The organism is Frateuria edaphi, assembly GCF_021117405.1.
Lineage (GTDB): Bacteria > Pseudomonadota > Gammaproteobacteria > Xanthomonadales > Rhodanobacteraceae > Frateuria_A > Frateuria_A edaphi.
In genome coordinates this window covers 3,388,406-3,412,615 of sequence record NZ_CP088251.1, presented here as the reverse complement: position 1 = coordinate 3,412,615, position 24,210 = coordinate 3,388,406, and the positions used below count along the sequence as shown (strand labels likewise).

Sequence of the window (24,210 nt, the reverse complement as noted above, 5' to 3'; positions counted from 1 at the left end):
CTCATGGGGAACGTCGTCAGCTGAACTCGGGCGTAGCCAGCCATTTGAAGAATTCGTCCGGCATATCAGCCTCGACCTGCTCCATGGACCTGATATCGACCGTGGAGTTGGCGGCCATCAGCGGGACTTCGATTTCTTCGTCCTGTGCCGACCACCTCATGTTCAAGTAGCGCTTGCCGTTCTCATCGAAAGCGATGCTGCTGACCCGCCCGTGGCCGAAGAGGCGCATCGTTTTCCCAAACACATGGCGCTTCTTCAGAACGATCAGGTCACCCGTACAGATCTCATTGAAGCGCGCGACTTGCTGGTCGCTGTCGAGGAAGCTGAAGGTGCACACGCCCTTCGCCTTCCACTCGATGTCCAGCCGGTTGTTGAAGTCCGCACCGGGGCAAAAGCCCATAAAGACCACGCGCGTATCCGATGGGCACGCGCTCATGATGGCGTCCACAACGGCTTGCGCTTCACCGTCGCCCTTGCGTACGAGCTCAAGTGCGTTCACCCGCAGGCGAGCGAGGTCAGCACGTGAGAACGAGCCATTGAGGACCTTGTCGAGGACTTTTTGGTGGCGCACGGATACCCCCATCGGCTGATGCCAGCGGGCCATGGTGACTCGGGGTGGCGGTACCTCGCAAGCTAGGGCTGCTTTCCTTCGCACCGGGACACTAGTGGAGTAAAGCCGGGCCGATAAGGCGAAATGGTTAGGGTTGCGTGGTGTACGAACCCGTCCCCGGGCTAACCACATTCTCGTTGATCCCATAGCGCCAGGGCCAACGCTATCGCGCGAGATGAGACCACAGCAAAGCTACACTCGTGGCTTTCCAGGCCAGGCGCATCGCCCCCCCCCGTGAAACCCCACGCCCGCATTGCTGCCTGGCAACGCCTACGCCAGCAACCCACCTGGAAGCTGCTGGCGGCGGACAACGCGCCGCTGATCGCCGCGCTGCTGCAGGGGTTACTGCTCGACGCTGAGCGCCAAGTCCCGGCGTCCCTCCTGCACGAGCGGTTGGCGCGCGAGCTGGAGGAGCTGCGTGCGCATGGTCATGCCGTGCCGCGCCACGCGCAGGCCTACGTGGCCGAATGGCTAGCGTCCGGATGGCTGGAGCGCCGCTTTCCGGAAGGCGCCAGCGAGGAACAGTACGAGCTGTCTACCCAGGCGATCGGCGCGCTGCGCTTTCTGGGCAGCCTGGACAGCAGCCGTAGCGTGGCGACCGAAAGCCGGCTCGCGCTGGTCATCCAGCAACTGGTGCAACTGGCCCGGCAGACCGACGGCGACCCGCATAGCCGGCTAGCCGAACTGCGAGCCGAGCGCGAGCGTGTTGACGCGCAAATAGCCGAGGTCACCGAGGGCCGGATCGAGGTGCTCGACGATACCCGTGCGCTGGAGCGGGCGCGCGAGATCATTGCGCTGGCGGACGAGCTGGCCGAGGACTTCCGCCACGTGCGGGACGATTTCCAGCAGCTGGACCGCGACTTTCGCGAGCGCATCATTGAGGACGAGCGCCAGCGCGGTGAGCTGTTGGAGGCACTCTTCGCCGGCGTCGACTTGATCGCCGAAAGCGAATCGGGCCGCAGCTTCGATGCATTCTGGCGCCTGCTCACCGACGCTGAGCAGAGCGGCCAGCTCGAAGCGGCGGTGGATGCCGTGACCGGCCGCGAATTCGCGGGCAAACTGGATCGGCGCGAGCGTAGCTTCCTGCTGCACCTAACACACACCCTGCTCGATCGCGGCGGCCACGTCCACGACGTGCTGCAACACTTCGCGCGCAACCTAAAGGGCTTCGTGCAGAGCCGCGCCTACCTGGAGCAACGCCGCCTGCATCAGTTGCTGAAGCAGACCGAGGCCGAGGCGCTCAAGTTGCGCGACCGGGTACGCAGCAATGAGGGCATCGACTACACCTTGGTACTGAGCAGTGCTCGGCTGCACTCGCTGTCGCGATGGCGCCTCAACGATCCTCGTACCAGTCAGGTCGACGGTGCCATCGTGCGGGCGGAGGGTGCGGCGATCACGCTGGAGAATGTGGGTGAGCTGGTGGGGCAATCCGAAATTGATTTCCGCACCCTGAAACAGAACGTGCATGCGCTGTTGGGCGATCATGCTCAATGCTCCATTGGCGCCGTCTTGCATCACTATCCCGCCGAACAGGGTCTTGGCAGCGTCATCGGCTATGTGGCCCTGGGCAGCCGTCATGGCATGCGGGTGCCCAATCGCTTCGAGCCGGTGAGCTGGTGTGGCGAGGACGGCAGCGAACGCCGCGCCCGCATCCCCTTGCTGTATTTCCTAAAGGAAAAGCGCGATGAGCTGGTCTGAAGACATGCCCTCGCCGGACCTGGCCAGCCCAGCATCGGAACGCGCCAGCGACGCCGGCCTATTTCCCGGCGACAGCGGCAGTCTGCCGTTCGATGCGCGGCGGGTGCTGTGTCAGCTGCTGGCCGGCCCCAGCCTGGACGCCGAACGCCACGCCCTGTTGTGGCCGGTGTTGTTGCGTGAGGAGGCCACCCTCCGCGCGCGCCTGTGCGAGCTGTTCCTGGACCTGGTGCTGGATCGCGACCTACGCGTAGCGTTCGTGCGCCAGGCCGATACTGGCGAGCTGGAAGCGCCGACTCTGCTGCGTTCCAGCCCACTCACATTCATCGACTCGGTTCTGCTGTTGTCCCTGCGCCAGCGCCTGGCCGAAGCCGAGGCGCAAGGCCAACGTGCGGTGGTGGAGGTGGACGAACTGCACGCGCAGCTGGGGGTGTACGAGCCGCCGCAGGGCACCGACCGCGCCGGCTTCACCAAGAAGCTCAACGCTGCCATCGAAAAAATGAAAAAGAACAACGTTCTGCAGCCGATACGCGGCAGCGAAGGCCGCCACGAGGTGTCGCCCACGCTGAAGCTGTTGTTTTCCGCCGAGGACGTGCAAGCACTGGGAGCGGTTTATCGCGAACATCTGGCTGGCCCTCGCCCGGGCGATGAGGTTGTGCCAGAGGAGGACGACTGATGGCCAAGGTCGACACAAGCGCGTCGCTGTTCCTGGGCGACCTACCCACGCCGCGTGAGGAACAGTTCCGCATGCGTCGCCTGCAGGTTTTCAACTGGGGAACGTTTTGCGGTCTGCACGAAGTCCCGATCGCCGAGCGTGGTTTCCTTTTCGTGGGCCGTTCCGGCTCGGGCAAGTCGACTCTCCTCGATGCGATGTCCGCGCTGCTGGTGCCGCCCGCGCTGGTTGATTTCAATGCCGCCGCGCGCGAGGCCGAAAGGAGCGGGCGCGATCGCTCGCTGGTGTCCTACGTACGAGGCGCCTGGGCTGACCAGCACGATGAGGATTCCGGCGAGGTCGCCACCCAGTACTTGCGCCGCGGTCCCGTGTGGTCGGCGTTGGCACTGGAATATCAGAATGCGCTGGGCCGCTGCGTGACTCTGGTGAGGCTGTTGTGGATGCGCGGCAACAGTTCCACAGCCACTGATGTGCAGAAGCATTTCATCGTCGCCGAGCGGTCGTTCGACCTGGCCGCCGAGCTGGAGGGCTTTGATCTTGATCTCCGCCGGCTCAAGCAGCGTCTGGGCGACGTGTACCACCATGACAGCTTCAGTGCCTACGCCGAGCGTTTCCGCCGCCTGCTGGGGATCGGCAACGACACCGCGCTGCGCCTTCTGCACAAGACCCAGTCGGCGAAAAATCTGGGCGACCTCAACCACTTCCTGCGCGACTTCATGCTGGAGCGCCCGGAAACCTTTGCCGTGGCCGACCGCTTGGTGGCCGAGTTCGCCGAGCTGGACGAGGCGCACAAGGCGGTGGTCACCGCACGTGAGCAGATCGAAACCCTGGCGCCAGCACGCACGGCGCACGACCGCCTGATGGGCGTGCGCCGTGAGCGGAGCGAACTGGACGAACTCCTGGCCGGCATGGACGGCTACCGCGAGCGCCAGCGACTGCGCCTGCTAGACGCAAGGCTGACTGAGCTGGACACGCTTGATCGTGGCCTCGAAGGCGAGGAAGGCCGTCGTCAGCAGGCGCTGGAACAACACCAGCGCGAACTTGGCGAGTTGGAGGCGCGCCACCGCGAACAGGGCGGCGAGCGGATCGAGCAACTGCAACGCGACCGAGACGAGGTCGTGGGGAAACGCGAGACTTGCCTGCGCCACCGCGGTGTGGCCGAGGCGGCCTGCCGGCAGCTGGACTGGCCGCTCGCCGCCACCCCGCAGGGTTTCGCCGAACAGCTCGCCGAGGCGCGCAGCCTGCTCGACGCCGGCCAGGATGCCGCCGCCAGCGCGGACCAGCGCATGCTGGAGCTGGGCATGACGAAGAAGCAGGCCGAGCTGGATTTTGCCAAGGCGCGTGCCGAGATCGCCGTGCTGGAAAAGCATCCATCGAACATGCCCGCGCACTTGCAGGCGTTGCGCAGCCGCCTGTGTGCCGCAGTGGGTCTGGCAGAGACTGCGCTGCCGTTTGCCGGCGAACTGATCCAGGTGCGCGCGGACGAGCAGCCATGGAGCGGCGCGATCGAACGCCTGCTGCACGGCTTCGCGCTGTCGCTGCTAGTGGACGAACGGTATTACGCGAAAGTGGCTGCTTGGGTCGATGCCACCCACCTCGGCGGCAAGCTGGTCTATCACCGGATCGGAGCGGCCAACGCCATGAACGTATCAGCGCCGCCACGCTCTGTGATCCACAAGCTGGAACTTGCGCCGCACGCGCACCAAGAGTGGCTGCATGGCGAATTGCTGCGCCGCTACGACTACGCCTGCGTAGACAATGTGCAGGCGTTGCAACGTACCGAGCGCGCGATCACCGCGCAAGGCCAGATCAAGCATGGCCGCAGCCGGCACGAGAAGGATGACCGTCACGCCGTCGATGACCGCCGCCAGTGGGCGCTAGGCTTCGACAACCGCGCCAAGTTAGCGCTGTACAAGGCCGAGGCTGGCACGCTGGCGCGGCAGATCGCCAACGCCGACCACGAGATTGCGCTGGTCAATGCCGAGCGCAAGCAACAAACCAGCCACGCTGCTGCGGCGCAATCATTGGCCAACCTGCGCTGGAGCGATATCGACGTTGCGCCCCTGCTCACGCGGCTGGATACGATCGAGGCCGCGCTTAACGAGTTGCGCGAAGGCAATACGGCGCTCCGCGATCTGGGCAAGCGCATCGAGGTGGCGGAAAAGCAGGCCGCCGATGCGAAGCGCCTTCTCGACGACGTACGGGACCAGCGCCGCGACCACCAGCGTGAACATGGCCGGCTGGACAAGGAGCGTGCCCGTTGCGCCGAGGACGTGGTGGCCAAGCCGCTGACGCCGCTGCAGCAACAAGGCCTGGATACCCGCTGTCAAGCGGGTACGCCACTCACTCTAGGTAACTTGGCCGAGCGCACGCTGGAGATGGAACGCGCGCTCAACCAAAGCATCGGCACGCTGGAAGCCGAAGCCGCCGAGCACACCCATCACATCGTCACCTGCTTCGAAACCTTCCGCCGCCGCTGGGCGCAGGACGCCGGCGACGTACAGGCCAACTTGGAAAGCGCGGCGGACTTCTTTTCCCGACTGGACCGCCTCGAACGCGACGGCTTGCCCGCGCACGAGGCACGCTTCTTCGAGATGCTGCGTACCCAGAGCGGGCAGAACCTGGTCGCCTTGCAGCAATACATCAAGCAGGCGCATACGGCGATCCGTGCGCGCTTGGAGGATGTTAACGCCAGCCTGGAGACCGTGCCGTTCAACCGCGGCAGCATCTTGCAGATCAAGCCGGAAGATCGCCGCTTGCCGGAGGTGGTCGAGTTCCGCCAGCAGTTGGCCACCGTCCTGGGCAACCAGAAAACCGACGATCACGAGCGCGCCGAGGCGCAGTTCGAGGGCCTGCGCAAACTGGTTGCAAGGCTGGCCTCGACCGATCCTGAGCATAAGCGCTGGCGTGAGCAGGTGCTGGACGTGCGCCTGCACGTGGAGTTCATCGGCGAAGAGCTTGACGCGCAAAGCGGTCGCCAACTGGAGGTCTATCGCAGCGGTGCTGGCAAGTCCGGCGGTCAGCGGCAGAAGCTGGCCACCACCTGCCTGGCCGCCGCGCTGCGCTATCAGCTCGGCGACGACGACGGCGGTCTGCCGCAGTACGCGGCGGTGGTACTGGACGAGGCGTTCGACAAAGCCGACAACGAGTTTACGGCCATGGCAATGCGCATCTTCGAGAACTTCGGCTTTCAGATGATCGTGGCCACGCCGTTGAAGTCGGTGATGACGCTGGAGCCGTTCATCGGCGGCGCCTGTTTCGTCGAGATCGATGGCCGTCACGATTCGCGCTTGCTGATGATCGAGTACGACCCCGAAAGCCAACGCTTAAACCTGCCGCGCGTTGCACGTGAAAGCGCCGATGCGGAATCCTGAGCAGGCACTAGAGCAATTGCGTGCCGTCTGGTGCCGTCGCGCTGGCGAGTGGCTAGGGGGCGCTGGCACATGGCCGCTGCGCATACCGCTGCGAGCCCCTGGCGAACAGCAGGCGGGCGCGGCCTGGTCGGATTTCGAGCGGTGGCGCGGCCTGTGGCGTCAGTGGGGCGGAGGCGGCGACGTGCGTTGGATCGAGCGACGCTGGCCGCTGTTCGGCACCCAGTCCCTACCCGATGTCTGGCTGCTGCATGGCGCCGACATGGTGGCGAGTATTCTGGGGGAAGGCGAGCGCTGGGAGCGCGCCGAGACCCGTTTCGGGATACTGGCGTCGCGCTGGCCAGCATTGGTGCTGCGGTTGAGGCGCCAGTTCGACCTGCTTGCCGACATGGGCGGGGATGACTATCGCCGTCTAATCGATATGCTGACTTGGCTACTGGCACACCCCCAGTCGGGCTTGTTCCTGCGCCAACTCCCGGTCGTAGGCGTGGACAGCAAATGGTTGGAGAGCCATCTTGGCATTATCGGAGAATGGCTTCGCCTGTTGCACCCGTCGGCCGAAGCGCAGACCGATTTCTGGGTGCTGAGCGGGCTGCGGCGTGATGCCGACAGGCTGCGCCTTCGTATCCTCGATCCAGGCTTGCGGGCATGTGTCGGCGGCTTGGGCGACATCCACGCACCGTGGCAGCAACTGGCGGCGTTGCCGTGGCCGGTGCGGCGTGTGTTCATCGTAGAAAACAAGCAAACCGGGCTGGCCTTCCAGGACCTGCCAGACGCAGTGGTGCTGATGGCGCGGGGGTACGCCGTGGAGCAGCTAGCCGCACTCCCTTGGGTGCGTCAGGCCCAAGCTGTGTATTACTGGGGTGACATCGACACTCATGGCCTGGCCATTCTCGGCAGGCTGCGCAGTCACCTGCCGCAGGTGCATTCGCTAATGATGGATGAGGCGACGCTGCAGGCACATCGCGAACTCTGTGTCACCGAGCCAGACCCTCATCGCGCTACCGAAATAGAGCATCTCCACGCCCACGAGCAGGCCGTCTACCACGGGTTGACGACCGGACGCTGGGGCGTGCGCTTGCGCCTGGAACAGGAGCGCATTAACTGGGATTACGTCTGGTCTCGTCTCCTTGCGCTAAGAGAATAGGAGTTCCACCGAGAGACGCCGCCGGTCTGTAAGCCGCTGCGCGTCCACGTTTCCATGGGTGGCGAGGACTGGCTTCCTCGCTCCGTACTTATTGGCTGCCCACGTGCTGACCTGTCTCATTCCGGGTATGACCGGCAAAGTGAATCACCGGGACCCCTGTGGCTGGCGTGCCGCCTATATCTCGTGGATCCGCGAGCGGGTAGTCAGGAACCCTCCAAAGAGCCGCACGAACATGCAGGCCATTGGTCGTTTTGCGAACGATCCGCGCAAAACCCCGTGTGTCCCGGGACTGTTCCAATGGCGTCAGTGCACGCGCCGAGTGATCGGCCGCGAAGAGCGCAAGGTGTTGATTAAGAACACATCAAGGCGCTCGGGACGATGTCCGGCCGCGTCCTCTTATGCCTTCCGAAGGGTCGGGGGTTCGAATCCCTCCAGGCGCGCCATCTTCTGCTGTCACTCCTTCCCTTGAATCTCAAACCGCGCTCGGCGCGACGCGAGCTTTTCGGAAGAGTTTGCGGCGGTGACACACCACCGGACCCGGGTGCCTTCCGAGTGAAGACCGATCGCCTCACCGCACGGAGGGTCGCGTCCCGGGTAGGTTGAACCGATCGCGGCAAGGGCCTGCTAAAGGGATGCCGGACGCAGGTTCGCGGGGTTATCGACCTTTCTGGCGGGCGGGGTTTCCGCCAGCAGGTCGCGCAGCATCGAGGCCGTCGCGAGCAACTCGGCCTGCAGCGCACCCAATGCCGGTTCGACGCCGCCGTTCGCGCGGATCGTTTCACGAAGCAGGGAGCAGAGGCGAACACCTTCGCTCCGTCCCATCACTAGGAATGCGTTCTGCAAACGATGCAGGCGTGCGGACGTGGCGGCGTGATCGTGCGCACGCAGGGCGACGAGGAACTCTTCGTTGTCATTCTGCAGCTCGCTCTGCCAGCTCTGCAGGTAGGTGCGGCGTTGCTCGGGCGTGGCGATGCGGCAAATCAGGGCGAGCGAGCTTTCGGCCGGGCGCGTGCCCGGATCGAGCGGCGCAGCGACCGCTGCGGCGGGCGATGGCGCGCTGGCCGTGACGTTCGGCGCGCTGGTGCCGACCTGGCGCAGCAGTCCCAGCAGACGTTCGATCGAGACCGGTTTGGTGAGGTAGGCGCTGGCGCCCTGGGCCAGGGCCTGTTCGATCGCGTCGGGATCGGAGTCGGCGCTCAGCACCACGATGGCCATGCCGTCGTGGGGATGGCGCTGGCGGTAGCGGGCGAGCACGTCCAGGCCGGAGAGGTCGGGCATGTGCATGTCCAGCAGCACCAGTTGCGGGCGGTGCGGTCCTTCCATCGCCTGCAGGCCTTCCTCGCCGCTGCCGGCAAAGATGACGCGGTGGCCGGCGCGGCGCAGCAGGTGGCCCAGGGTGTCGCGGCTGGAACGGTTGTCGTCGACCACCAGGCAGGTGATCGCCGGGACGCGGGCGCGGTGGGCGTCGAGCGCGCTGACGGTGTCGAGCGGTTCGGTGACCGCCTGCTCGGGCGCGGCGCGCTCCAGCGGCATGGCCGCGGTGAAGATGCTGCCGCCGCCGGGGTTGTCGCCGACCGCCACGCGTCCGCCCAGTTGCTGGCAGATGCTGCGCACGATGTGCAGGCCCAGGCCGGTGCCGTCGTGGCGTCGAACCAGGCCGTCGCTGGTCTGGTAGAACGGGTCGAAGATCCGCGTCTTCATTTCGTCCGGCACGCCGTTGCCGGTGTCGGTGACGGTGCAGAGCAGGCGTGGCTGGATCAGGCCGTTGTCAGCCAGGCGCAGTTCGATGGTGACGTCGCCGCCGGCCGGCGTGAACTTGACGGCATTGGTGCCCAGGTTGATCAGTACCTGCGCGATGCGGCCGGAATCGCCCAGCATGGCGTCGTCCAGCCCGCGGCCCTGCACGGTGCGCAGGCGCACGCCCCGCTGGTGCGCGAGCGGACCGACCACGTCGCGCACCTGGCCGAGCACATTGGCGACCAGGAACGGTTCGCGGGCGAAGTGCAGACGGCCGGCGTCGATCGCCGCCACGTCGAGCACGTCGTTGACCCGCTGCAGCAGCGCGGTGGCGTTGGCGCGCAGCGCGTGCATCAGTTGGCGGTCGGAGGCCTCCAGCGCGGCGGTGTCGATCAGCGAGGCGGCATGCACCACGGTGTTGAGCGGCGTGCGCAGCTCGTGGCTCATGGTGGCGATGAAGCGGCTCTGCGCATCGCGTGAGTGCAGCGCCGACTGCGAGATGGCCGAGATCGTGCCGAGCAGCCGGTACACCGTCAGCGGCAGGCCGACCAGCAGCACCAGCGCGAACGGCACGAACGCCGGCCGGTCGACCCAGTAGTGCGGCGGCGCCGCCATGCCCAGTACCAGCACCGAGCCGGCCATGAAGACGAAGAACATGCGGCGGCCGAAACGCGTGCCGACCATGATGGTCGCCAGCGGCAGCAGCGTGATCATCGAGATGCAAAGGTTCCAGGCCAGGCCGAGCAGCACGCCGATGCCAAGCACGTTCATCGCCGCGCCGATGCCGTCGACCAGCTCGGTGGTGTGCACCACGCGCAGGCGCACGGCGCCCATCCACGCCAGGCTGAGTGCGAAGAACAGCTCCGCCCACGGGCGCAGCAGCAGGGCCTCGCGGGTCAGCACGACCTTGGAATGCGAGGGGCCGGCCAGGTACTGCCAGTAAAGGCACCACAGGAGGGTCAGGGCCAGCAGCAGGGCACGGCGCACCGAGACGTGGTATTCGCCGTAGCTCGCGACCAGCCGGGCCAGCCGACCGTCGCGCAAACGCTGCGCGATGAGGCGCAGCGAGCTGGGCGGCGCTTCCGCAGTCCCAGGATTCATAGGTGGTTCCCCCTGCTTGGCAGGCGCCGGCGAGCCGGTGCCGCTGGGCCGCATTGTACGCGCAGTCGGGCTTGGCGGGCCCCGGAATGATTCCTAGGCGGGAAGGGCTCGCTGCACCGGACTGGCCTGGTGGCGCGTGGCTCAGCGGGGTGGAATGGGCAGGCGCACGGCGGCGACGAAGCCGCCGCCGGGGCGGTTGGCCAGGAGCAGCTCGCCGCCGTGCAGGCGGGCGGCGCGGCCCGCGATGGACAGGCCCAGGCCGCTGCCCTCGCCGCGGCGTGCCGCGTCGCCGCGCAGGAACGGCTGGCCGAGCCGCGGCAACAGTTCGGGAGCGGCGCCGGTTCCGTGATCCGTCACGCGCAGTTCGATGGCGCTGGCCTCGCGGGCGAGCGACACGGCGAAGGGCGGTGCGCCGTAGCGTTCGGCGTTGTCCATCAGGTTGCCCAAGGCGCGCCGCAGCAGGATCGGCCGAACCGGCGCGACAAGTTCGCCCGGCCCTTCCAGCTGCCACTCGTCCGGCTGCAAGCGCAGGGCCAGCAACTGGCCTGCGAGAGTGGACAGGTCGGTGGACTGGAGCACTTCGTCGCGCCCTTCGCGCACGAACGCCAGGCATTGCTCGAGCGCGCTGTCGAGCTCTTCCAGGTCGGCGACCATGGCGGCGCGGCGGCCTGGGTCGCCGGCGTCGCCCAGTTCGAGCGCCAGGCGGAGGCGCGCGAGCGGCGTGCGCAGGTCGTGCGAGATGCCGGCGAGCATGAGCTCGCGTTCGCGGGCGACTCCGCGCAGGCGCTCGCCGGCGTCGCCGATGGCGTCGGCCAGACGACGCACTTCGCGCGGGCTGCCCTCCAGGCCGGGATCGGTGGGTGCGCCAGCGAGCAGCGCCGATGCCTGCGCGGCGAGACGTTCGAGCGGGCGGGTCAGCAGGCGTGCGGCGAGGCCTGCGGCGGCCAGTGCAATCAATCCGGCGAGCACGCTGAGCAGCAGCGCCGAGTCGAGCAGGCGAGGGCGGTAGCTTGGCGTCCGCAGCACGATCCAGCGGGCCGGATCGTGCGCGCTGCGGATCCAGAGTTGCGAATCGGGCGTCTGCGTGGCCACTACCCGCGTGGGGTCGCCCAGCATGGTGCCGATTGTGCGTGCCACCGCAGCCAGTGCGGGTGCGAGGCGGCGCACGCTTGGCGTGGGCGGTTGGGCGTTGCTCAGCTGCACGCCGAGCAGGTGCAGCGAGCCGAGCACCTCGCGTGCGGCCGGATCCTGCGGGCGTGTTGCGAGTTCGTCGGTGGCCAGCACCGTGGCAATGGCAAGGCGACCGTAGCTGTCGCTCACCACCTGCCGGCCGAAGCGCCGCTGCAACCCGCCCGACAGCGCGAGCGCCAGCAGCAGTGCCGCGGCCACCAGCATCAACACCAGCGCGAAGGTCGATGGCGCCCGCCTCATGCGCGGCCGCCGTCGGGCACGAACACGTAGCCTTCGCCCCACACCGTCTGCAGCCAGCGCGGCTGGCGCGGGTCGTCCTCCAGGCAGCGGCGCAGGCGCGAGACCATTACGTCGATGCTGCGGTCGAAGGCCTCGTGGCCGCGCCCGCGCGCCAGCGCGATCAGGCGTTCGCGGCTGAGCGTCTGGAACGGGTGGGCGACCAGCGCGGCGAGCACGGCGAACTCCCCGCTGGTGAGCTTCACCAACGCCTCGCCATCCAGCAGCTGGCGCGTGGCCGGATCGAACACGAAGCGGCCGAACGATACCGTTGCCTGTTCGGCCTGTGGCGCGCCGACCGCCTCGCGCGGACGGCGGCGAAGCACGGCGCGGATACGCGCGACCAGCTCGCGCGGGTTGCACGGTTTGGGCAGGTAATCGTCCGCGCCCAGTTCCAGGCCGACGATGCGGTCGACGTCGTCGCCCTTGGCGGTGAGCATGATCACCGGCGTGTCCACGCCCTCGGCACGCAGGCTGCGGCAAAGCTCCAGGCCGTCGGCGTCGGGCAGCATCAGGTCCAGCACGATCAGGTCGACGTGATGCGCGGCCAGCGCGCGGCGCATGCCGGCGGCGTTGGCGGCGCCGAACGCGCGCAGGCCCTGCTGCTCGAGGTAGCGCTCCAGCAGGTCGCGCAGGCGCAGGTCGTCGTCGACGACCAGGATGTGGGCCGGGTCCATGGGCGCGGACTATCGCGTGGCGCTGCCCGGGCGGCAAGCGGGCGGGTGCCCGATTTGTAAGCGGGTATTTCCGCGACGGGCCGGGGCAACACCCGCTCACATCGACGTGCGCAGGCGACACACCTGTGGCGCCCGGAGGGCGGAGGATCGCCCCACGTCCAGCCCGGACGCGTCCATCCAAGGAGTCCGCCATGCGCCTGTCGATCCTGCCGCTCGGTCTTGCCTGCCTGCTCGTCGCCCCGCCATCCCCGGCCCGCGTGCACCACCGCGCGGCAGCCCACCGCACGGGCGATGGCGGCGTCGCGCGCGTGCACGGCACCCTGGCCAACGGGCCGGGCGGCCGCCGCGCCTGGCATGCCGGCGGCACCGTGCGGGGTGGCGAAGGCGACCTCGGCCACGCGAGCGCCAGCGGCGTGGCCGGCCCCAACGGCCGCATCGCCGGTGGCCATCGCACCACGGTGGACGGCGACGGTACGATCGCCCGCCAGGGTGGCGTCGTGGCGCTGGGCGCCAACGGGGGAACGATGCGGGGCGGGCGCAACGTACAGCGCAACCCGGATGGCTCGATGCAAGCCGACTATGCGGTGAGCGACCAGGGCGCCGCGGGCGGCAGCTTCAACCAGAGCGGCAGTCGCACGCGCGGCGCAGACGGCGAACGCACGGCCAGCCGCCAGACCGAGGCCAGCGGCGTGCGCGGCAGCTACGAGGGCAGCACCACCCGCGCCGGCGGCATGCTGGACCATGACAGCACGATCATCGGCGCCAACGGCAACACCTATGAAGGCCAGACCCGTGTCACGCGCGGCGAAGGCCTCAGCCACAGTGGCACCTGCACCAATGCGCAGGGCCAGACCTTCGAGTGCAGGTAACCCCAGGGAGCGGATGCGATGAAACCGACCAAGACCCGTCCACGCACCGGCCTGCTGGCCATGTTGCTGGCCTCCCTTTGCCTGCCGGCCGCGGCCGGCAGCCTGCGCGAGCGCCTCGCCCAGTGCCGTGCCGCCGCAGGCCTGGATGCGGTGGACACCACGCCCGCGGTCATCCCGCCGGGCGTGCGCGTGCTGCGCGACGTGCCCTACGGCGGCGACCCGGCGCAACGGATGGACGTCTATCTTCCGGCGCAGGGTATCGCGCGCGCGCCGGTGATCTTCATGGTCCACGGCGGTGGCTGGTCGCGTGGCGACAAGGCCATGCGCAGCGTGGTCCAGAACAAGGTCGCGCGCTGGGTGCCGCGCGGCTTCGTGGTGATCTCGATCAACTACCGCATGCTGCCCGGCACGCGTCCGATCGAGCAGGCGCGCGACGTGGCACGCGCGCTGGCGGTGGCGCAGGGACGTGCCGCCGGGTGGGGCGCCGACCGCGACCGCTTTGTCCTCATGGGCCATTCCGCCGGCGCGCACCTGGTCGGGCTGCTGGCGGCCGAGCCGGAACTGGCCTACGACCTAGGCGCGCTGCCGTGGCTGGGCACGGTGTCGCTGGACAGCGCCGCGCTCAACGTGGTGGCGATCATGCAGGGCCCGCACCTGCCGCTTTACGACGCCGCGTTCGGCGACGATCCGGCGTACTGGCGCGCGGCTTCGCCGCTGCAGCAGCTGAAGACCCGCGGCGCACCTTTCCTTGCGGTATGTTCGACGCGTCGGCGGGAGTCCTGCCCGCAGGCGCGCAACTTCGCGACGAAGGCCAACGGTCTGCACATGCGCGCGCAGGTGCTGGGCGAGGATCTCTCGCACCGGGAGATCAACGAACAGCTCGGCATGCCCGGCGACTACACCGCGCAGGTGGAGACGTTCCTCGCCACGCTCGACCCGGTGGTGGCGCAGCGGCTCAACGGTCCGCGCTAGGGATCGGGCGGATAGACCAGGTGATCGCCCTCGCGCGTGGCCGCCGGCGTCATCCTGGCCGGCTCGGCGCGGCCGTTGCCGTCGATGTGGCAGGCAGTGCGGCCCGCGGCGAGAAGGTAGTCGATGATGATCCGCCGATGGCAGCGCCACCACAGCACCTCGGCGCACATCAGCGTGCAGCGCCGGGCCGAGGACAGCTCGAGCAGCTGCGCGAACCCCGCGTGGAAATCCTCGCCCATCGCGTAGTCGGCATAGCGGCGGAAGCTCGCGTTCTGCCAGAAACCGTTGGGCGAGGTGCCCGTCGGCAGGCTGCGTCCGCGCCGGCCGCCGAGCGGGACCAGGTGGAGGTAATCGATGCCAAGCGGCTGCAGCGACGCGGCCAGCGCCGGCCCGTCGAACTGCGGAAAGCGCCGCGAGCCCGGTAGGCGCCGCACGTCGACCACGCAATCGATCGCGTTCGCCTGCAACAGCGCGACGAACGCCTCCAGCGTGTGCGTGGAATGGCCGATGCCGAACACCGGCGGAAGAGGAGCATGCCCATGCATGGGCCAAGCATGCGCCCATGTGTGTGGCTGCCGCGCGATGGCGTGTCACTTCACGGGGCCATCGCCGCCAGTTCTTACGATGGTCTTGCGGCGTCCCCGTCGTCCATCGACCGCCCGCGTACCGCCCACTCCGATGACGAGAGTTGTTCCCATGCAGAACCACGACATCCGCGTACTCAATGACCTGATCGAAACCACCATCGACAGCGCCGAAGGCTATGCCGAGGCCGCCCGGGAAACGCAGAGCCCCCGCTTCAGCGTGACCTTCCGCGAGCGCGCCAGCGAACGCCGCCTGGTCGCGACGCGCCTGCAGCAGAAGGTGGAGGAACTGGGCGGCACGCCCGAGGACGACGGCAGCGTGCTGGCCTCGGCGCACCGCATGTTCACCAACCTGCGCAAGAGCCTGCACGACGAAACCGCGGTGATCGACGAGGTCGAGCGCGGCGAGGATCACATCAAGCACAAGTTCGAGGATGCGCTGGAGGATGGGGACGTCAGTCCGCCCATCCGTGCGCTGATTGCCGAAACGTTCCGTTCGGTACGCTCGGGGCATGACCAGATGCGCGGGCTCAAGCGAGCCACGCATCGCACGCACTAGCCGAGATTCTCGCTCTCACCCTTTCGTAAAGGGGAGTCGGAAGAGGGGCAGCCTGAGTCGAAGGCTCGATCGGGGCGTTGCGCGTTGCGGTTCCCAGCGAGCCCCGGCCCCCTCACCTCAATCCTCTCCCCTGAGGGGAGAGGAAGCGAACGCAAAGAGCACTGCCTGGCGGCCGCCTCAGGCCGCCTTCACCTCGAAGGTTTCGCTCGTCACCGGCTTGCCGTCGATGGCGATCTCCACCTTGTACTTGCCCGCCGGCCAATCGTTCGGATTGCGCAGCTTGAAGGTGGTGGTGGCCGGGCCATCGGTGGCGATGGTCTGGCTGATGGTGGTCACGTCCTGGCCCTTGCCCTCCAGATAGCTGAAGTGCGCGCTCAGGGTGGCGCCGGTCGTGGTACCGATGGTGGCGACGCTGGCGTAGATGGTGTTCTGCGAGGCGTCGAACGAGGTCGTCGGCTTGGCAATCTTGTAGCCGGCGGTGACCGATTCGCCCAGTTGCACCTGGTCGACCTTGAACACGTCGGTGGCCGCAGGGGCGGCAGCCGCACTGGTGCCTGCAGCCGCTGGTGCGGCGGTGCTGCGCGCAGCGGCGGGCGCCGGGGTGGAGGTGGCCGGTGCGGGGGCGGTGCGCGCCACGGCCGGCGACGGCACCGTGCTCGCGGCCGGCGGCGTGGTGGCGGCTTCGTTCTCATGCTTGCCGCAGGCGGCGAGCAGCAACAGGCCGGCGAAGGCCATGCCGTGCAGGGCGAGCGAGCGAGTCTGGATCTTCATGGCGGGTACCCGTGGCAAGTATCGAGGGGCCTAAAAAACGGCCAGGCAAAAAGGCTAGCGCCCCCGATCTGAAGCGCCGATTACCGGGCGCCCGCCTGCGTGCTACTGGCGCGCCGTGCGCGGGTTGTCCGGCATGGCCGCCGGATCGGTGCTGCGGAAGGGGTTGATGTCCAGCCCCCCGCGACGGGTGTAGCGCGCGTAGACGGTCAATCGCTCGGGCGCGCAGCGCGCCATCAGGTCGACGAAGATCCGCTCGACGCACTGTTCGTGGAATTCGTTATGGGTGCGGAAGGACACCAGGTAGCGCAGCAGTCCGGCCTGGTCGATCGGCGCGCCGCGGTAGGCGATCTGCACGCTACCCCAGTCCGGCTGGCCGGTGACCGGGCAGTTCGAACGCAGCAGGTGCGAGAGCAGGGCTTCCTCCACCGGGGCGGCATTGTGGTCGGCGCTCAGGTAGCCGGCATTGGGCGGGCCGTAGTCGTCGATCTCCAGAGGCTGGTCGTCGAGCAGCGTGCCTGGGAGGTCGGTGATCGCGTGGCCCTGCGCGGAGGGCGCGCGCAAGGCGACTTCCACCGGAGCGCCGGCGGCGGCGGAAAGATCGCGCACCAGCGTGTCGTGCAGGGCGGCGGCTTCGGTCCGCTCCTGGGAGAAGCCATTGAGATACAGCTTGAAGGACTTCGATTCGATGATGTCGGGCGAGGCGGCCGGCACGCGGAATTCGGCCAGCGCTACCTGCGGCTTGCCGCGTGCGTCCAGCCACGAAAGCTCGTAGGCGTTCCAGATGTCCACGCCGCTGAACGGCAGCGGTTCGATCACGCCGATTTCGACGCGCTTCTGTGCGCGCGGGATCGGGAACAGCAGGGAAGGGTCGTAGCGGTCGGCGTAGAGGGTGGTCTTGCCGAGAGGGGAATGTTCGGGGGTGCTCATGGCGGCAAGTGTAGCTTTTAGCCCTGTCCCCTCCGGCACCTCACGCAAACCCTCTCCCCGGCGGGGAGAGGGCTTCAAGGCAGTGTCAGGCGTTGATCATCTGCATCGATGGACCGGCATAGCGCTCGCCTGCCGCCGCGTTGGGCGGGAACACGGCATCGATTGCCGCCCGTTCGCTCGTGGAAAGCCGCACGTCCAGCGCACCCAGGTTCTCGTCCAGCCGTGAACGGTGGCGGGTGCCCGGGATGGCCAGCACGTCCTCGCCCTGCGCCAGCACCCAGGCCAGCGCCAGTTGCGCGGGCGAGCAGCCCTTGTCGGCGGCCAGCTTCTTCACCTCGTCGACCAGCGCCAGGTTGCGGACGAAGTTTTCGCCCTGGAAGCGGGGGTTGTGGCGGCGGAAATCGTCGGCTTCGAAATCGTCCGGCGAGCGGATCGCGCCGGTGAGGAAACCGCGCCCCAGCGGGGAATAGGCAACCAGGCTCACGCCGAGCCGACGGCAGGCGGCGAGCATGCCGTTCTCCTGCGGGTCGCGCGTCCACAGCGAGAACTCGCTCTGCAGCGCGGCGATCGGATGCACCGTGCAGGCACGCGTGAGCGTCTGGCCGGAGGCTTCGGAAAGGCCCAGGTAGCGTACCTTGCCCGCCTTCACCAGCTCTGCCATGGCGCCGACGGTTTCCTCGATCGGCACGCTGGGATCGACGCGGTGCTGGTAGTAGAGGTCGATCGTCTCTACGCCTAAGCGCTTGAGGCTGCCCTCACAGGAAGAGCGCACGTATTCCGGGCTGCCGTTGACGCCGCGCGCCGACGGATTGGCCGGATCGCGCACGATGCCGAACTTGGTGGCGATGAAGGCCTGGTCGCGGCGACCCTTGATCGCACGGCCGACGAGTTCCTCGTTGGTGTGCGGGCCATACATGTCCGCGGTGTCCAGCAGCGTGACACCGCGGTCGAGCGAGTGCTGGATGGTGGCGATCGACTCGGCGTCGTCGTGCGCGCCGTAGAAGTCGCTCATGCCCATGCAGCCGAGGCCGAGGGCGGAAACCTGGGGGCCGTTGCGGCCGAGCGTGCGCATTTCCATAAGACTGCTCCTGGTGGGATGGCGAACCTACGCCGTGGAAGGTGTGCACATCGTGCGCGCCGGCGGCGCTGCGATAAATGCTCAATAATCGACAACACCTTTCCATCGAGAACAACAATGGATCGCCTGCATGCCATGCGGCTCTATGCCCGCATCGTCGAGCTGGGCAGCTTCACCGCCGCGGCGGACGACCTGGTGCTGCCGCGCGCCACCGTCACCCACACCATCAAGGCGCTGGAGACACGGCTGGGTGCGCAACTGCTGCAGCGGACCACCCGTCGCGTGCGCGTGACCTGCGAAGGCAAGACCTACTACCAGCATTGCGTGCGCCTGCTCGCGGACGTGGACGAGGTGGAGGCGAACTTCCGCGAGGCGGCGATCGTGCCGCGCGGGCGGCTGCGCGTGGACCTGTCGGCAGCGCTGGCGCGGCTGCTGGTGATCCCGGCGCTGCCGGAATTCCTCGCGCGTTTCCCGCAGATCGAACTGGACCTGGGCACCGGCGACCGCTTCGTCGACCTGGTGCGCGAAGGCGTGGACTGCGCGTTACGCGTAGGTGACCCGGGGGACATCGGCATGGTCGGGCGGCGTATCGCGACCTTGCCGCAGATCACCGTGGCCAGCGCCGACTACGTGCGAAGGCATGGCAAGCCGAAGGCGCTGGTAGATCTGCAGGACGGGCACTACGCGGTGCATTGGGCTTCGCCCACCACGCGCCGGCCCGAGCCGCTGGAGTTCGTGGTGGGCCGGCGACGACGCGAGATCCAGCTGCCCGGGCGCGTCACGGTCAATGGCGCCGATGCGTATCTGGCGTGCTGCCGTGCGGGGCTGGGGATCGCGCAGTTCTCGCATTACCGCATTGCCGACGAACTGGCCGATGGGCGCATGTGCGAGCTGTTGCCGGACATCCGGCCGCCGGCGTTGCCGATGACGGTGCTCTATCCGCCGCAACGGCAGATGCCCGCGCGGTTGAGGGTATTCGTCGACTGGCTGGTCGAGCGGGCGGCGCTGCAGTTCGGCGACCGCGGCCGGTAGGGCGGGTGAGGCCATCCTCGCGAGGGCGCGTCACATGCGCGGCAAGCCATGCCGCGGAACCGCGGTGCCGAAGGTGTGCGTCGTCAACGGCGCGCCGGCCGCGGCCAGTGCCGAGCGCTGCTCGGCCAGCGGCTGGCGCAGCATCGCGTCCTCCAACTGCGCCAGCTTGCGGAAAGGTTCGAGCGCCAGCACGCGCTCCACGAACGCGGCACTGCGCGGCCACCGCGTGGCATCGATGGCAAAGCGCACGAACGCTGCCGTCCTGAACATGCAGGCGATCGCGATGTCGGCGATCGACAGGCTGCCGAACAGGAAGCCGTCGGCCGGCAACTGCGCCTCCAGGTAATCCAGTGCGCGCGGAATGTGGCGCTCCAGCGTCTCCTGCACCACCGCCTCGTCCGTGGCTTCGCCGAACACGTAGCGGCGGATCGCCTTCTGATAGAACAGTCGCCAGATCAGCGCATCGGCCAGGGCGGTATCGGCGTACTCCTCCAGCCAGCGCGCACGCGCACGATCGGCCGCATCGGCCGGATAGAGCGCGGGGTGCGGATGGATGTCCTCCAGGTACTGGCAGATCACCGTCGAATCGTTGAACACGCGCCCGTCCTCGATCAGTACCGGGATGCGGCGCAGGGGACTCATGCGCTCGAAGGCCTCGTCGCCGATGAACGGCGCGATCGGGTCGATCTCGTAGGAGAGCCCCTTCAGCTCCATGCACACCAGCACCTTGCGCACGTAGGGCGAGACGTAGTTGCCGATCACGGTGAAAGCCATGGCGCGCTCCGGGAGGGGAAGGCGAGAGCGTGGCGGCGCGACGTCCGCGACGTCAACGCCCCCCACTAATGGCATGGGTGCCATGACTTTGGGCACGTTACGATCGGCCTATTTCGCAGGTCCTCAAAAGGGGAAGACACGATGGCATCGATGATCGGCAGCTCGCGCCTGGCAGGCGCGCTGGCACTGGCCCTGGTGGCCACCGGCGCACTGGCGCAGGGCCACACGCTGACCAGGGACGACTACGCACGCGCGGAGCGCTTTCTCGGCACCACCACCGCGCCGCTGGTCGATCACGCGCTGCAGGGCGTGACGTGGCTGGACGATGGCCATTTCTGGTACGTCGACCACGATGCCAAGGGCGACCATTACCGCGTGATGGATGCGGCGACCGGCAAGGCGTCCGACGCGTTCGACCATCCCCGGCTGGCCGCCGCGCTGGGCAAGGCGCTGGCCAAGCCGGTGAAGGCCGACAAGCTGGGCATCCGCGAGTACGTGGTCGCCGCCGACGGCCGCCTGGACGTCCAGTTCAGCGGCAAGCACTACCTGTGCGACCTCAAGTCCGCCCAGGGCGAGTGCGTGGCGAAGAAGGCCGGCAAGGAGCCTGGCGTGCTTTCGCCGGACAAGAAGAGCGAAGCCTTCATCCGCGACTGGAACCTGTGGCTGCGCGACGTCGCCAGCGGCAAGGAAACCCAGCTCACGACCGACGGGGTGAAGAACTTCGGCTACGCCACCGACAACGCCGGCTGGAAGCACACCGACAACGCCATCCTGGTGTGGTCGCCCGATTCGAAGCAGATCGCCACCTTCCAGCAGGACGAGCGCAAGACCGGCGACATGTACCTGCTCAAGACGCAGGTCGGCCACTCCGAGCTGCAGCAGTGGAAGGGCCCGCTGGCGGGCGACAAGGACGTGACCATGATCGAGCGCGTCGTCATCGACGTGCCCTCGAAGAAGGTCGTGCGCCTGAAGATGGCGCCGGACCAGCATCGCTCGACGCTGTGCGACGACGTCAGCTGCGGTCCCGAAGGCGGCTGGGACGACGTGAAGTGGGCGCCCGACGGCAAGACGCTGGCCTTCGTGTCCACCTCGCGCTACCACAAGGACGAATGGTTCCGCATCGCCGACCCGAAGACCGGTGACGTGCGCACCGTGTTCGAGGAGCACGTGCCGACCTACTACGAGAGCGGCAACGGCCAGGTCAACTGGTTCTACCTGCCCGAGAGCCACGAGGCGATCTGGTTCTCCGAGCGCAACGACTGGGGCAACCTGTACCTGTACGACCTCCAGACCGGCAAGCTCAAGCACGCGATCACCACCGGCGAAGGCAACGTTACCGAGGTGCTCAAGGTCGATCCAAAGACGCGCACCGTGTGGTTCCGCGGGGTCGGTCGCACCCCGGGCGTGAATCCGTACTACCAGCAGTTCTTCAAGGTCGGCCTCGATGGCGGCAAGCCGGTGCTGCTGACGCCGGAGGCGGCCAACCACGAGATCACCCTCTCGCCCGACGGCCATGCCTTCGTCGACACGTACTCGACCCCGACCGAGCCGCCGGTGACCGTGCTGCGCGACAGCGGTGATGGCCACACGCTCGCCACCGTTGCCAAGGCCGACATCAGCCGTCTGCGCGCGGCCGGCTGGGTGCCGCCGGTTCCGGTCACGGTCAAGGCGCGTGACGGGAAGACCGATCTCTACGGGGTGATGTTCAAGCCAACCCACTTCGATCCGCACAAGAAGTACCCGATCGTCGACTACATCTATCCCGGCCCGCAGACGGGCTCGGTCCCCGGCCGCAATTTCCGTTCGTCGTGGGGCGATAACCAGTCGCTGGCGGAGCTCGGCTTCATCGTGGTCGCGATCGACGGCATGGGCACCCCGTGGCGCTCCAAGTCCTTCCACGACGCCTGGTACGGCAACATGGGCGACAACACGCTGCCCGACCAGGTCGCGGGCCTCAAGGAACTGGGCAAGCGCTATGCATGGATCGACCTGGGCCGCGTGGGCATCTGGGGCCATTCCGGCGGCGGCAACGCCACGGCGGATGCGATGTTCCGCTATCCCGACTTCTTCAAGGTCGGCTGGTCCGAGAGCGGCAACCACGACAACCGCAACTACGAGGACGACTGGGCCGAGAAGTATCAGGGCCCGCTGGTCACGAACAAGGACGGCACCACCAACTACGACGACCAGGCCAACCAGAACCACGCGGCCAACCTCAAGGGCAAGCTGATGCTGGTGCACGGCACGCTGGACGACAACGTGCCGCCGTCCAACACGCTGCTGGTCGCCGATGCGCTGATCAAGGCGAACAAGGACTTCGACCTGCTGCTGATTCCCAACGTGCACCACGGCTACGGCAAGGAGAAGGGCTCCTACGCCATGCGCCGGCGCTGGGACTACTTCGTGACGAACCTCGCCGGCAACACGCCGCCGAAGGATTACGCGATCACGGTGCCGAAGGACTGAGGGATCGATCCGTGGCGCGGCCGGTTTCCGGTCGCGCCCGGAGCACAGTGTCCTGCATTGCCTTGCGGGTACTAGGCGACCGTGGTCACCTGCGCGGGCGCCCGATTGAACAGCGCCGGCTCCGGGCCGGTGCAGGCGGGCAGGCCCTCCACGGACATGCCGTCGCGCGCGGCCATCGCGGCGATCGCGCCGGCCACTTCATGCAGTAGCGCCAGGTTGGCGTTCAGCCGCGACCTTATGCCGGCATCGTCCAGCGTGTCGCGCAGTCCGCGGTTGATCTCCATCAGCCAGGGGACCTGGCACTGGTCGAGCAGCCCGGGCGGATTGCCCTGGCCCGAGCAGGCGTGCCAACGGCCGAAGAACGCCTGCATGCGTTCGTTCAATTGCTGCGCGGCGGTCAGTTGCGGGGCCAGCTCGGCGAAGAGCGTCGCGTCGCCCAGCCGCTTCTGGAAGAACAACTGGCACAGCACGCCCCAGTAATAGCTGTAGTCCCAGGCCACCTTGGCGGGCATCACCACAGGGTTGCCGAAGAGCGGGTACTGGCCGCGGTAGAGCGCCAGGGTGCTCTCGTAGAAAGAGAAGTACAGCCGCTGGTAAAGCCGCACGTACGGCGCCAGTGGCCCGCCGGCACGGTCCTGTGCGACCAGCATGCAGATGTAGGTGTTGGCGATGGCGATGAAGTCGCCGCCGGGCGAGTAGAAGGGATCGAGGAACAGGCCGGCCTCGCCGGTCAGCGCCCAGCGGTCGGCGCTGAATACCTGGGCGCAACCGTAGGAACAGCCGCGCAGGAAGCGGAAATCCATCAGCGTATCCGCGCAGCGCTCGACGGCCCGCGAGAGTGCCGGCTGGTGGCGTGCGAGCCAGGCCCGGGCGCGGGCGAAATCCTGGAACGACTCCAGCGGATGGATCGCCTCGTCGGCCACGATGCCGATCGAGTGGGCGCCGCTGGAAAGCGGGATCAGCCACACCCAGTAGCCGTCGCCGCACAGGTGGTTGGTCGAGCGCCAGCGTTCGGGCGGTTCGCAGCGATCGTGCCAGGCGGCGTTGTCGCGGCACCATTCGTCCAGCACCAGGCGCTCGTCCAGCCGGAACCAGGCGGCGTTCACGTGGTGGCCGTTGTCGCGCGTCAGATCGAGGCGATGGCGCAGCAGGCCCGCACGGCCGGAGGCGTCGAGCAGCCAGCGGCAGGCGAGGGCGTGCTCGCCCGCATGGTCGCTGTAGCTGACGCCGTGGAGGCCGCCTTCGTGCCCGAGCTCGAAACCGCGCACGCGCGCGCCATCGCGAAAGTCGATCCCACGCCGCCTTGCTTCCTCGCCCAGGAAATTCTCGAACAGGCCGCGGTCGATCTGGTAACTGGGCGTGGGCAGCACGCGGCTCACGCCGAGTTCCGTGCATTGGTCCAGGCGGTCCTGGCCTTCGCTGAAGAACATGCGCAGCCCGAACTTGCGCAACTGCGCCTGCTGCAGGTGTTCGTGCAGGCCCAGTACCTGGTCGAAGTAGTGGGCGGCGATCTCCACGGTCGACTCGCCGACCTTGTGCGCGGCCAGCGGCAGCGGGTGCCGCTGGCGCTCGAGCACCACGATGTCCATGTCGGGGAACTCGCCGCGCAGCTGCAGGGCCAGACACAACCCGGCCAGGCCGCCGCCGAGAATCACCGCATCATGCGTTGTGTGGGCGTCCGCCATGCCGCTCTCCCCCGA

Annotated in this window: 19 protein-coding genes; 9 read left to right on the top strand and 10 right to left on the bottom strand. The window is 67.8% G+C overall.

The window, feature by feature from the left end; genetic code table 11:
* Positions 1 to 16 precede the first annotated feature (16 nt).
* Complete coding sequence (locus LQ772_RS15840; protein ID WP_231322188.1) at positions 17 to 604, bottom strand: hypothetical protein; 588 nt, start codon at positions 602 to 604, stop codon at positions 17 to 19.
* A gap of 240 nt (positions 605 to 844) precedes the next feature.
* Between LQ772_RS15840 and LQ772_RS15835 the strand changes: the two genes are divergently transcribed.
* Genes LQ772_RS15835 through LQ772_RS15820 form a run of 4 tightly spaced genes read left to right on the top strand, consistent with a single transcriptional unit; the run spans position 845 to position 7,496 of the window.
* Positions 845 to 2,308 (top strand): DUF3375 domain-containing protein, encoded by a 1,464-nt coding sequence (locus LQ772_RS15835; protein WP_231322186.1) that lies wholly within the window; start codon positions 845 to 847, stop codon positions 2,306 to 2,308.
* The gene (locus LQ772_RS15830; protein ID WP_425600809.1) at positions 2,295 to 2,981 is read left to right on the top strand and encodes a DUF4194 domain-containing protein; all 687 of its coding nucleotides are present in this window, start codon (positions 2,295 to 2,297) and stop codon (positions 2,979 to 2,981) included. Before LQ772_RS15835 ends, LQ772_RS15830 begins: the two co-directional genes overlap by 14 nt.
* Complete coding sequence (locus tag LQ772_RS15825) at positions 2,981 to 6,352, top strand: ATP-binding protein (RefSeq protein WP_231322184.1); 3,372 nt, start codon at positions 2,981 to 2,983, stop codon at positions 6,350 to 6,352. Before LQ772_RS15830 ends, LQ772_RS15825 begins: the two co-directional genes overlap by 1 nt.
* Positions 6,339 to 7,496, top strand: a complete 1,158-nt coding sequence (locus LQ772_RS15820) for a Wadjet anti-phage system protein JetD domain-containing protein (RefSeq protein ID WP_231326079.1) — start codon at positions 6,339 to 6,341, stop codon at positions 7,494 to 7,496. Before LQ772_RS15825 ends, LQ772_RS15820 begins: the two co-directional genes overlap by 14 nt.
* 624 nt (positions 7,497 to 8,120) lie before the next feature.
* On the opposite strand, the gene LQ772_RS15815 is transcribed toward LQ772_RS15820, so the two are convergent.
* From LQ772_RS15815 to ompR, 3 genes are all read right to left on the bottom strand, one after another.
* Positions 8,121 to 10,334, bottom strand: a complete 2,214-nt coding sequence (locus LQ772_RS15815) for an ATP-binding protein (protein ID WP_231322182.1) — start codon at positions 10,332 to 10,334, stop codon at positions 8,121 to 8,123.
* A gap of 141 nt (positions 10,335 to 10,475) precedes the next feature.
* The gene (locus tag LQ772_RS15810; RefSeq protein WP_231322180.1) at positions 10,476 to 11,765 is read right to left on the bottom strand and encodes an ATP-binding protein; all 1,290 of its coding nucleotides are present in this window, start codon (positions 11,763 to 11,765) and stop codon (positions 10,476 to 10,478) included.
* Complete coding sequence (ompR, locus tag LQ772_RS15805) at positions 11,762 to 12,478, bottom strand: osmolarity response regulator transcription factor OmpR (protein WP_231322178.1); 717 nt, start codon at positions 12,476 to 12,478, stop codon at positions 11,762 to 11,764. The genes LQ772_RS15810 and ompR overlap by 4 nt, the downstream gene beginning before the upstream one ends.
* 191 nt (positions 12,479 to 12,669) lie before the next feature.
* Between ompR and LQ772_RS15800 the strand changes: the two genes are divergently transcribed.
* Together LQ772_RS15800 and LQ772_RS15795 are read left to right on the top strand one after the other, a co-directional pair.
* On the top strand, positions 12,670 to 13,347 hold the full coding sequence (locus LQ772_RS15800) for a hypothetical protein (protein WP_231322177.1): 678 nt from the start codon (positions 12,670 to 12,672) through the stop codon (positions 13,345 to 13,347).
* Between the two features lie 18 nt (positions 13,348 to 13,365).
* Positions 13,366 to 14,319, top strand: coding sequence for an alpha/beta hydrolase (locus tag LQ772_RS15795; protein ID WP_231322174.1), 954 nt, complete (start codon positions 13,366 to 13,368; stop codon positions 14,317 to 14,319).
* On the opposite strand, the gene LQ772_RS15790 is transcribed toward LQ772_RS15795, so the two are convergent.
* On the bottom strand, positions 14,316 to 14,864 hold the full coding sequence (locus LQ772_RS15790) for a DUF488 domain-containing protein (RefSeq protein ID WP_231322172.1): 549 nt from the start codon (positions 14,862 to 14,864) through the stop codon (positions 14,316 to 14,318). The genes LQ772_RS15795 and LQ772_RS15790 overlap by 4 nt on opposite strands.
* Positions 14,865 to 15,015: 151 nt before the next feature.
* Here LQ772_RS15790 and LQ772_RS15785 point away from each other — a divergent pair, with 151 nt between their 5' ends.
* Positions 15,016 to 15,462 carry a PA2169 family four-helix-bundle protein gene (locus tag LQ772_RS15785; protein ID WP_231322169.1) on the top strand — a complete coding sequence of 149 codons (447 nt, stop codon included), beginning with the start codon at positions 15,016 to 15,018 and terminating at the stop codon, positions 15,460 to 15,462.
* Positions 15,463 to 15,639: 177 nt separating this feature from the next.
* On the opposite strand, the gene LQ772_RS15780 is transcribed toward LQ772_RS15785, so the two are convergent.
* The 3 genes from LQ772_RS15780 to LQ772_RS15770 form a co-directional block, all read right to left on the bottom strand.
* Positions 15,640 to 16,233: a hypothetical protein gene (locus LQ772_RS15780; protein WP_231322167.1), complete on the bottom strand. Its 594-nt coding sequence runs from the start codon at positions 16,231 to 16,233 to the stop codon at positions 15,640 to 15,642.
* Between the two features lie 102 nt (positions 16,234 to 16,335).
* On the bottom strand, positions 16,336 to 17,160 hold the full coding sequence (queF, locus tag LQ772_RS15775; protein WP_231322164.1) for an NADPH-dependent 7-cyano-7-deazaguanine reductase QueF: 825 nt from the start codon (positions 17,158 to 17,160) through the stop codon (positions 16,336 to 16,338).
* Between the two features lie 85 nt (positions 17,161 to 17,245).
* Complete coding sequence (locus LQ772_RS15770) at positions 17,246 to 18,238, bottom strand: aldo/keto reductase (protein ID WP_231322162.1); 993 nt, start codon at positions 18,236 to 18,238, stop codon at positions 17,246 to 17,248.
* Positions 18,239 to 18,355: 117 nt separating this feature from the next.
* On the opposite strand from LQ772_RS15770, the gene LQ772_RS15765 reads away from it, so the two are divergent.
* A complete protein-coding gene (locus LQ772_RS15765; protein WP_231322161.1) occupies positions 18,356 to 19,270 on the top strand; it encodes a LysR family transcriptional regulator in 915 nt (304 codons plus the stop codon).
* Positions 19,271 to 19,300: 30 nt separating this feature from the next.
* Here LQ772_RS15765 and LQ772_RS15760 read toward each other — a convergent pair whose 3' ends face one another.
* Positions 19,301 to 20,044: a glutathione S-transferase family protein gene (locus LQ772_RS15760; RefSeq protein ID WP_231322158.1), complete on the bottom strand. Its 744-nt coding sequence runs from the start codon at positions 20,042 to 20,044 to the stop codon at positions 19,301 to 19,303.
* Positions 20,045 to 20,185: 141 nt separating this feature from the next.
* Here LQ772_RS15760 and LQ772_RS15755 point away from each other — a divergent pair, with 141 nt between their 5' ends.
* Positions 20,186 to 22,510 (top strand): S9 family peptidase, encoded by a 2,325-nt coding sequence (locus LQ772_RS15755; protein WP_231322155.1) that lies wholly within the window; start codon positions 20,186 to 20,188, stop codon positions 22,508 to 22,510.
* A 71-nt stretch (positions 22,511 to 22,581) separates the two neighbouring features.
* Here LQ772_RS15755 and LQ772_RS15750 read toward each other — a convergent pair whose 3' ends face one another.
* Positions 22,582 to 24,195 carry an NAD(P)/FAD-dependent oxidoreductase gene (locus tag LQ772_RS15750; RefSeq protein WP_231322153.1) on the bottom strand — a complete coding sequence of 538 codons (1,614 nt, stop codon included), beginning with the start codon at positions 24,193 to 24,195 and terminating at the stop codon, positions 22,582 to 22,584.
* Positions 24,196 to 24,210 lie beyond the last annotated feature (15 nt).

Coding starts and splice junctions, on each gene's coding strand:
- LQ772_RS15755 (WP_231322155.1), top strand. CDS start 20,186: ATGGCATCGATGATCGGCAGCTCGCGCCTGGCAGGCGCGCTGGCACTG.
- LQ772_RS15830 (WP_425600809.1), top strand. CDS start 2,295: ATGAGCTGGTCTGAAGACATGCCCTCGCCGGACCTGGCCAGCCCAGCA.
- LQ772_RS15840 (WP_231322188.1), bottom strand. CDS start 604: ATGGCCCGCTGGCATCAGCCGATGGGGGTATCCGTGCGCCACCAAAAA.
- LQ772_RS15795 (WP_231322174.1), top strand. CDS start 13,366: ATGAAACCGACCAAGACCCGTCCACGCACCGGCCTGCTGGCCATGTTG.
- LQ772_RS15820 (WP_231326079.1), top strand. CDS start 6,339: ATGCGGAATCCTGAGCAGGCACTAGAGCAATTGCGTGCCGTCTGGTGC.
- LQ772_RS15825 (WP_231322184.1), top strand. CDS start 2,981: ATGGCCAAGGTCGACACAAGCGCGTCGCTGTTCCTGGGCGACCTACCC.
- LQ772_RS15815 (WP_231322182.1), bottom strand. CDS start 10,334: ATGAATCCTGGGACTGCGGAAGCGCCGCCCAGCTCGCTGCGCCTCATC.
- LQ772_RS15785 (WP_231322169.1), top strand. CDS start 15,016: ATGCAGAACCACGACATCCGCGTACTCAATGACCTGATCGAAACCACC.
- LQ772_RS15810 (WP_231322180.1), bottom strand. CDS start 11,765: ATGAGGCGGGCGCCATCGACCTTCGCGCTGGTGTTGATGCTGGTGGCC.
- queF (WP_231322164.1), bottom strand. CDS start 17,160: ATGAGCACCCCCGAACATTCCCCTCTCGGCAAGACCACCCTCTACGCC.
- LQ772_RS15770 (WP_231322162.1), bottom strand. CDS start 18,238: ATGGAAATGCGCACGCTCGGCCGCAACGGCCCCCAGGTTTCCGCCCTC.
- LQ772_RS15760 (WP_231322158.1), bottom strand. CDS start 20,044: ATGGCTTTCACCGTGATCGGCAACTACGTCTCGCCCTACGTGCGCAAG.
- LQ772_RS15780 (WP_231322167.1), bottom strand. CDS start 16,233: ATGAAGATCCAGACTCGCTCGCTCGCCCTGCACGGCATGGCCTTCGCC.
- LQ772_RS15790 (WP_231322172.1), bottom strand. CDS start 14,864: ATGCATGGGCATGCTCCTCTTCCGCCGGTGTTCGGCATCGGCCATTCC.
- ompR (WP_231322178.1), bottom strand. CDS start 12,478: ATGGACCCGGCCCACATCCTGGTCGTCGACGACGACCTGCGCCTGCGC.
- LQ772_RS15800 (WP_231322177.1), top strand. CDS start 12,670: ATGCGCCTGTCGATCCTGCCGCTCGGTCTTGCCTGCCTGCTCGTCGCC.
- LQ772_RS15750 (WP_231322153.1), bottom strand. CDS start 24,195: ATGGCGGACGCCCACACAACGCATGATGCGGTGATTCTCGGCGGCGGC.
- LQ772_RS15765 (WP_231322161.1), top strand. CDS start 18,356: ATGGATCGCCTGCATGCCATGCGGCTCTATGCCCGCATCGTCGAGCTG.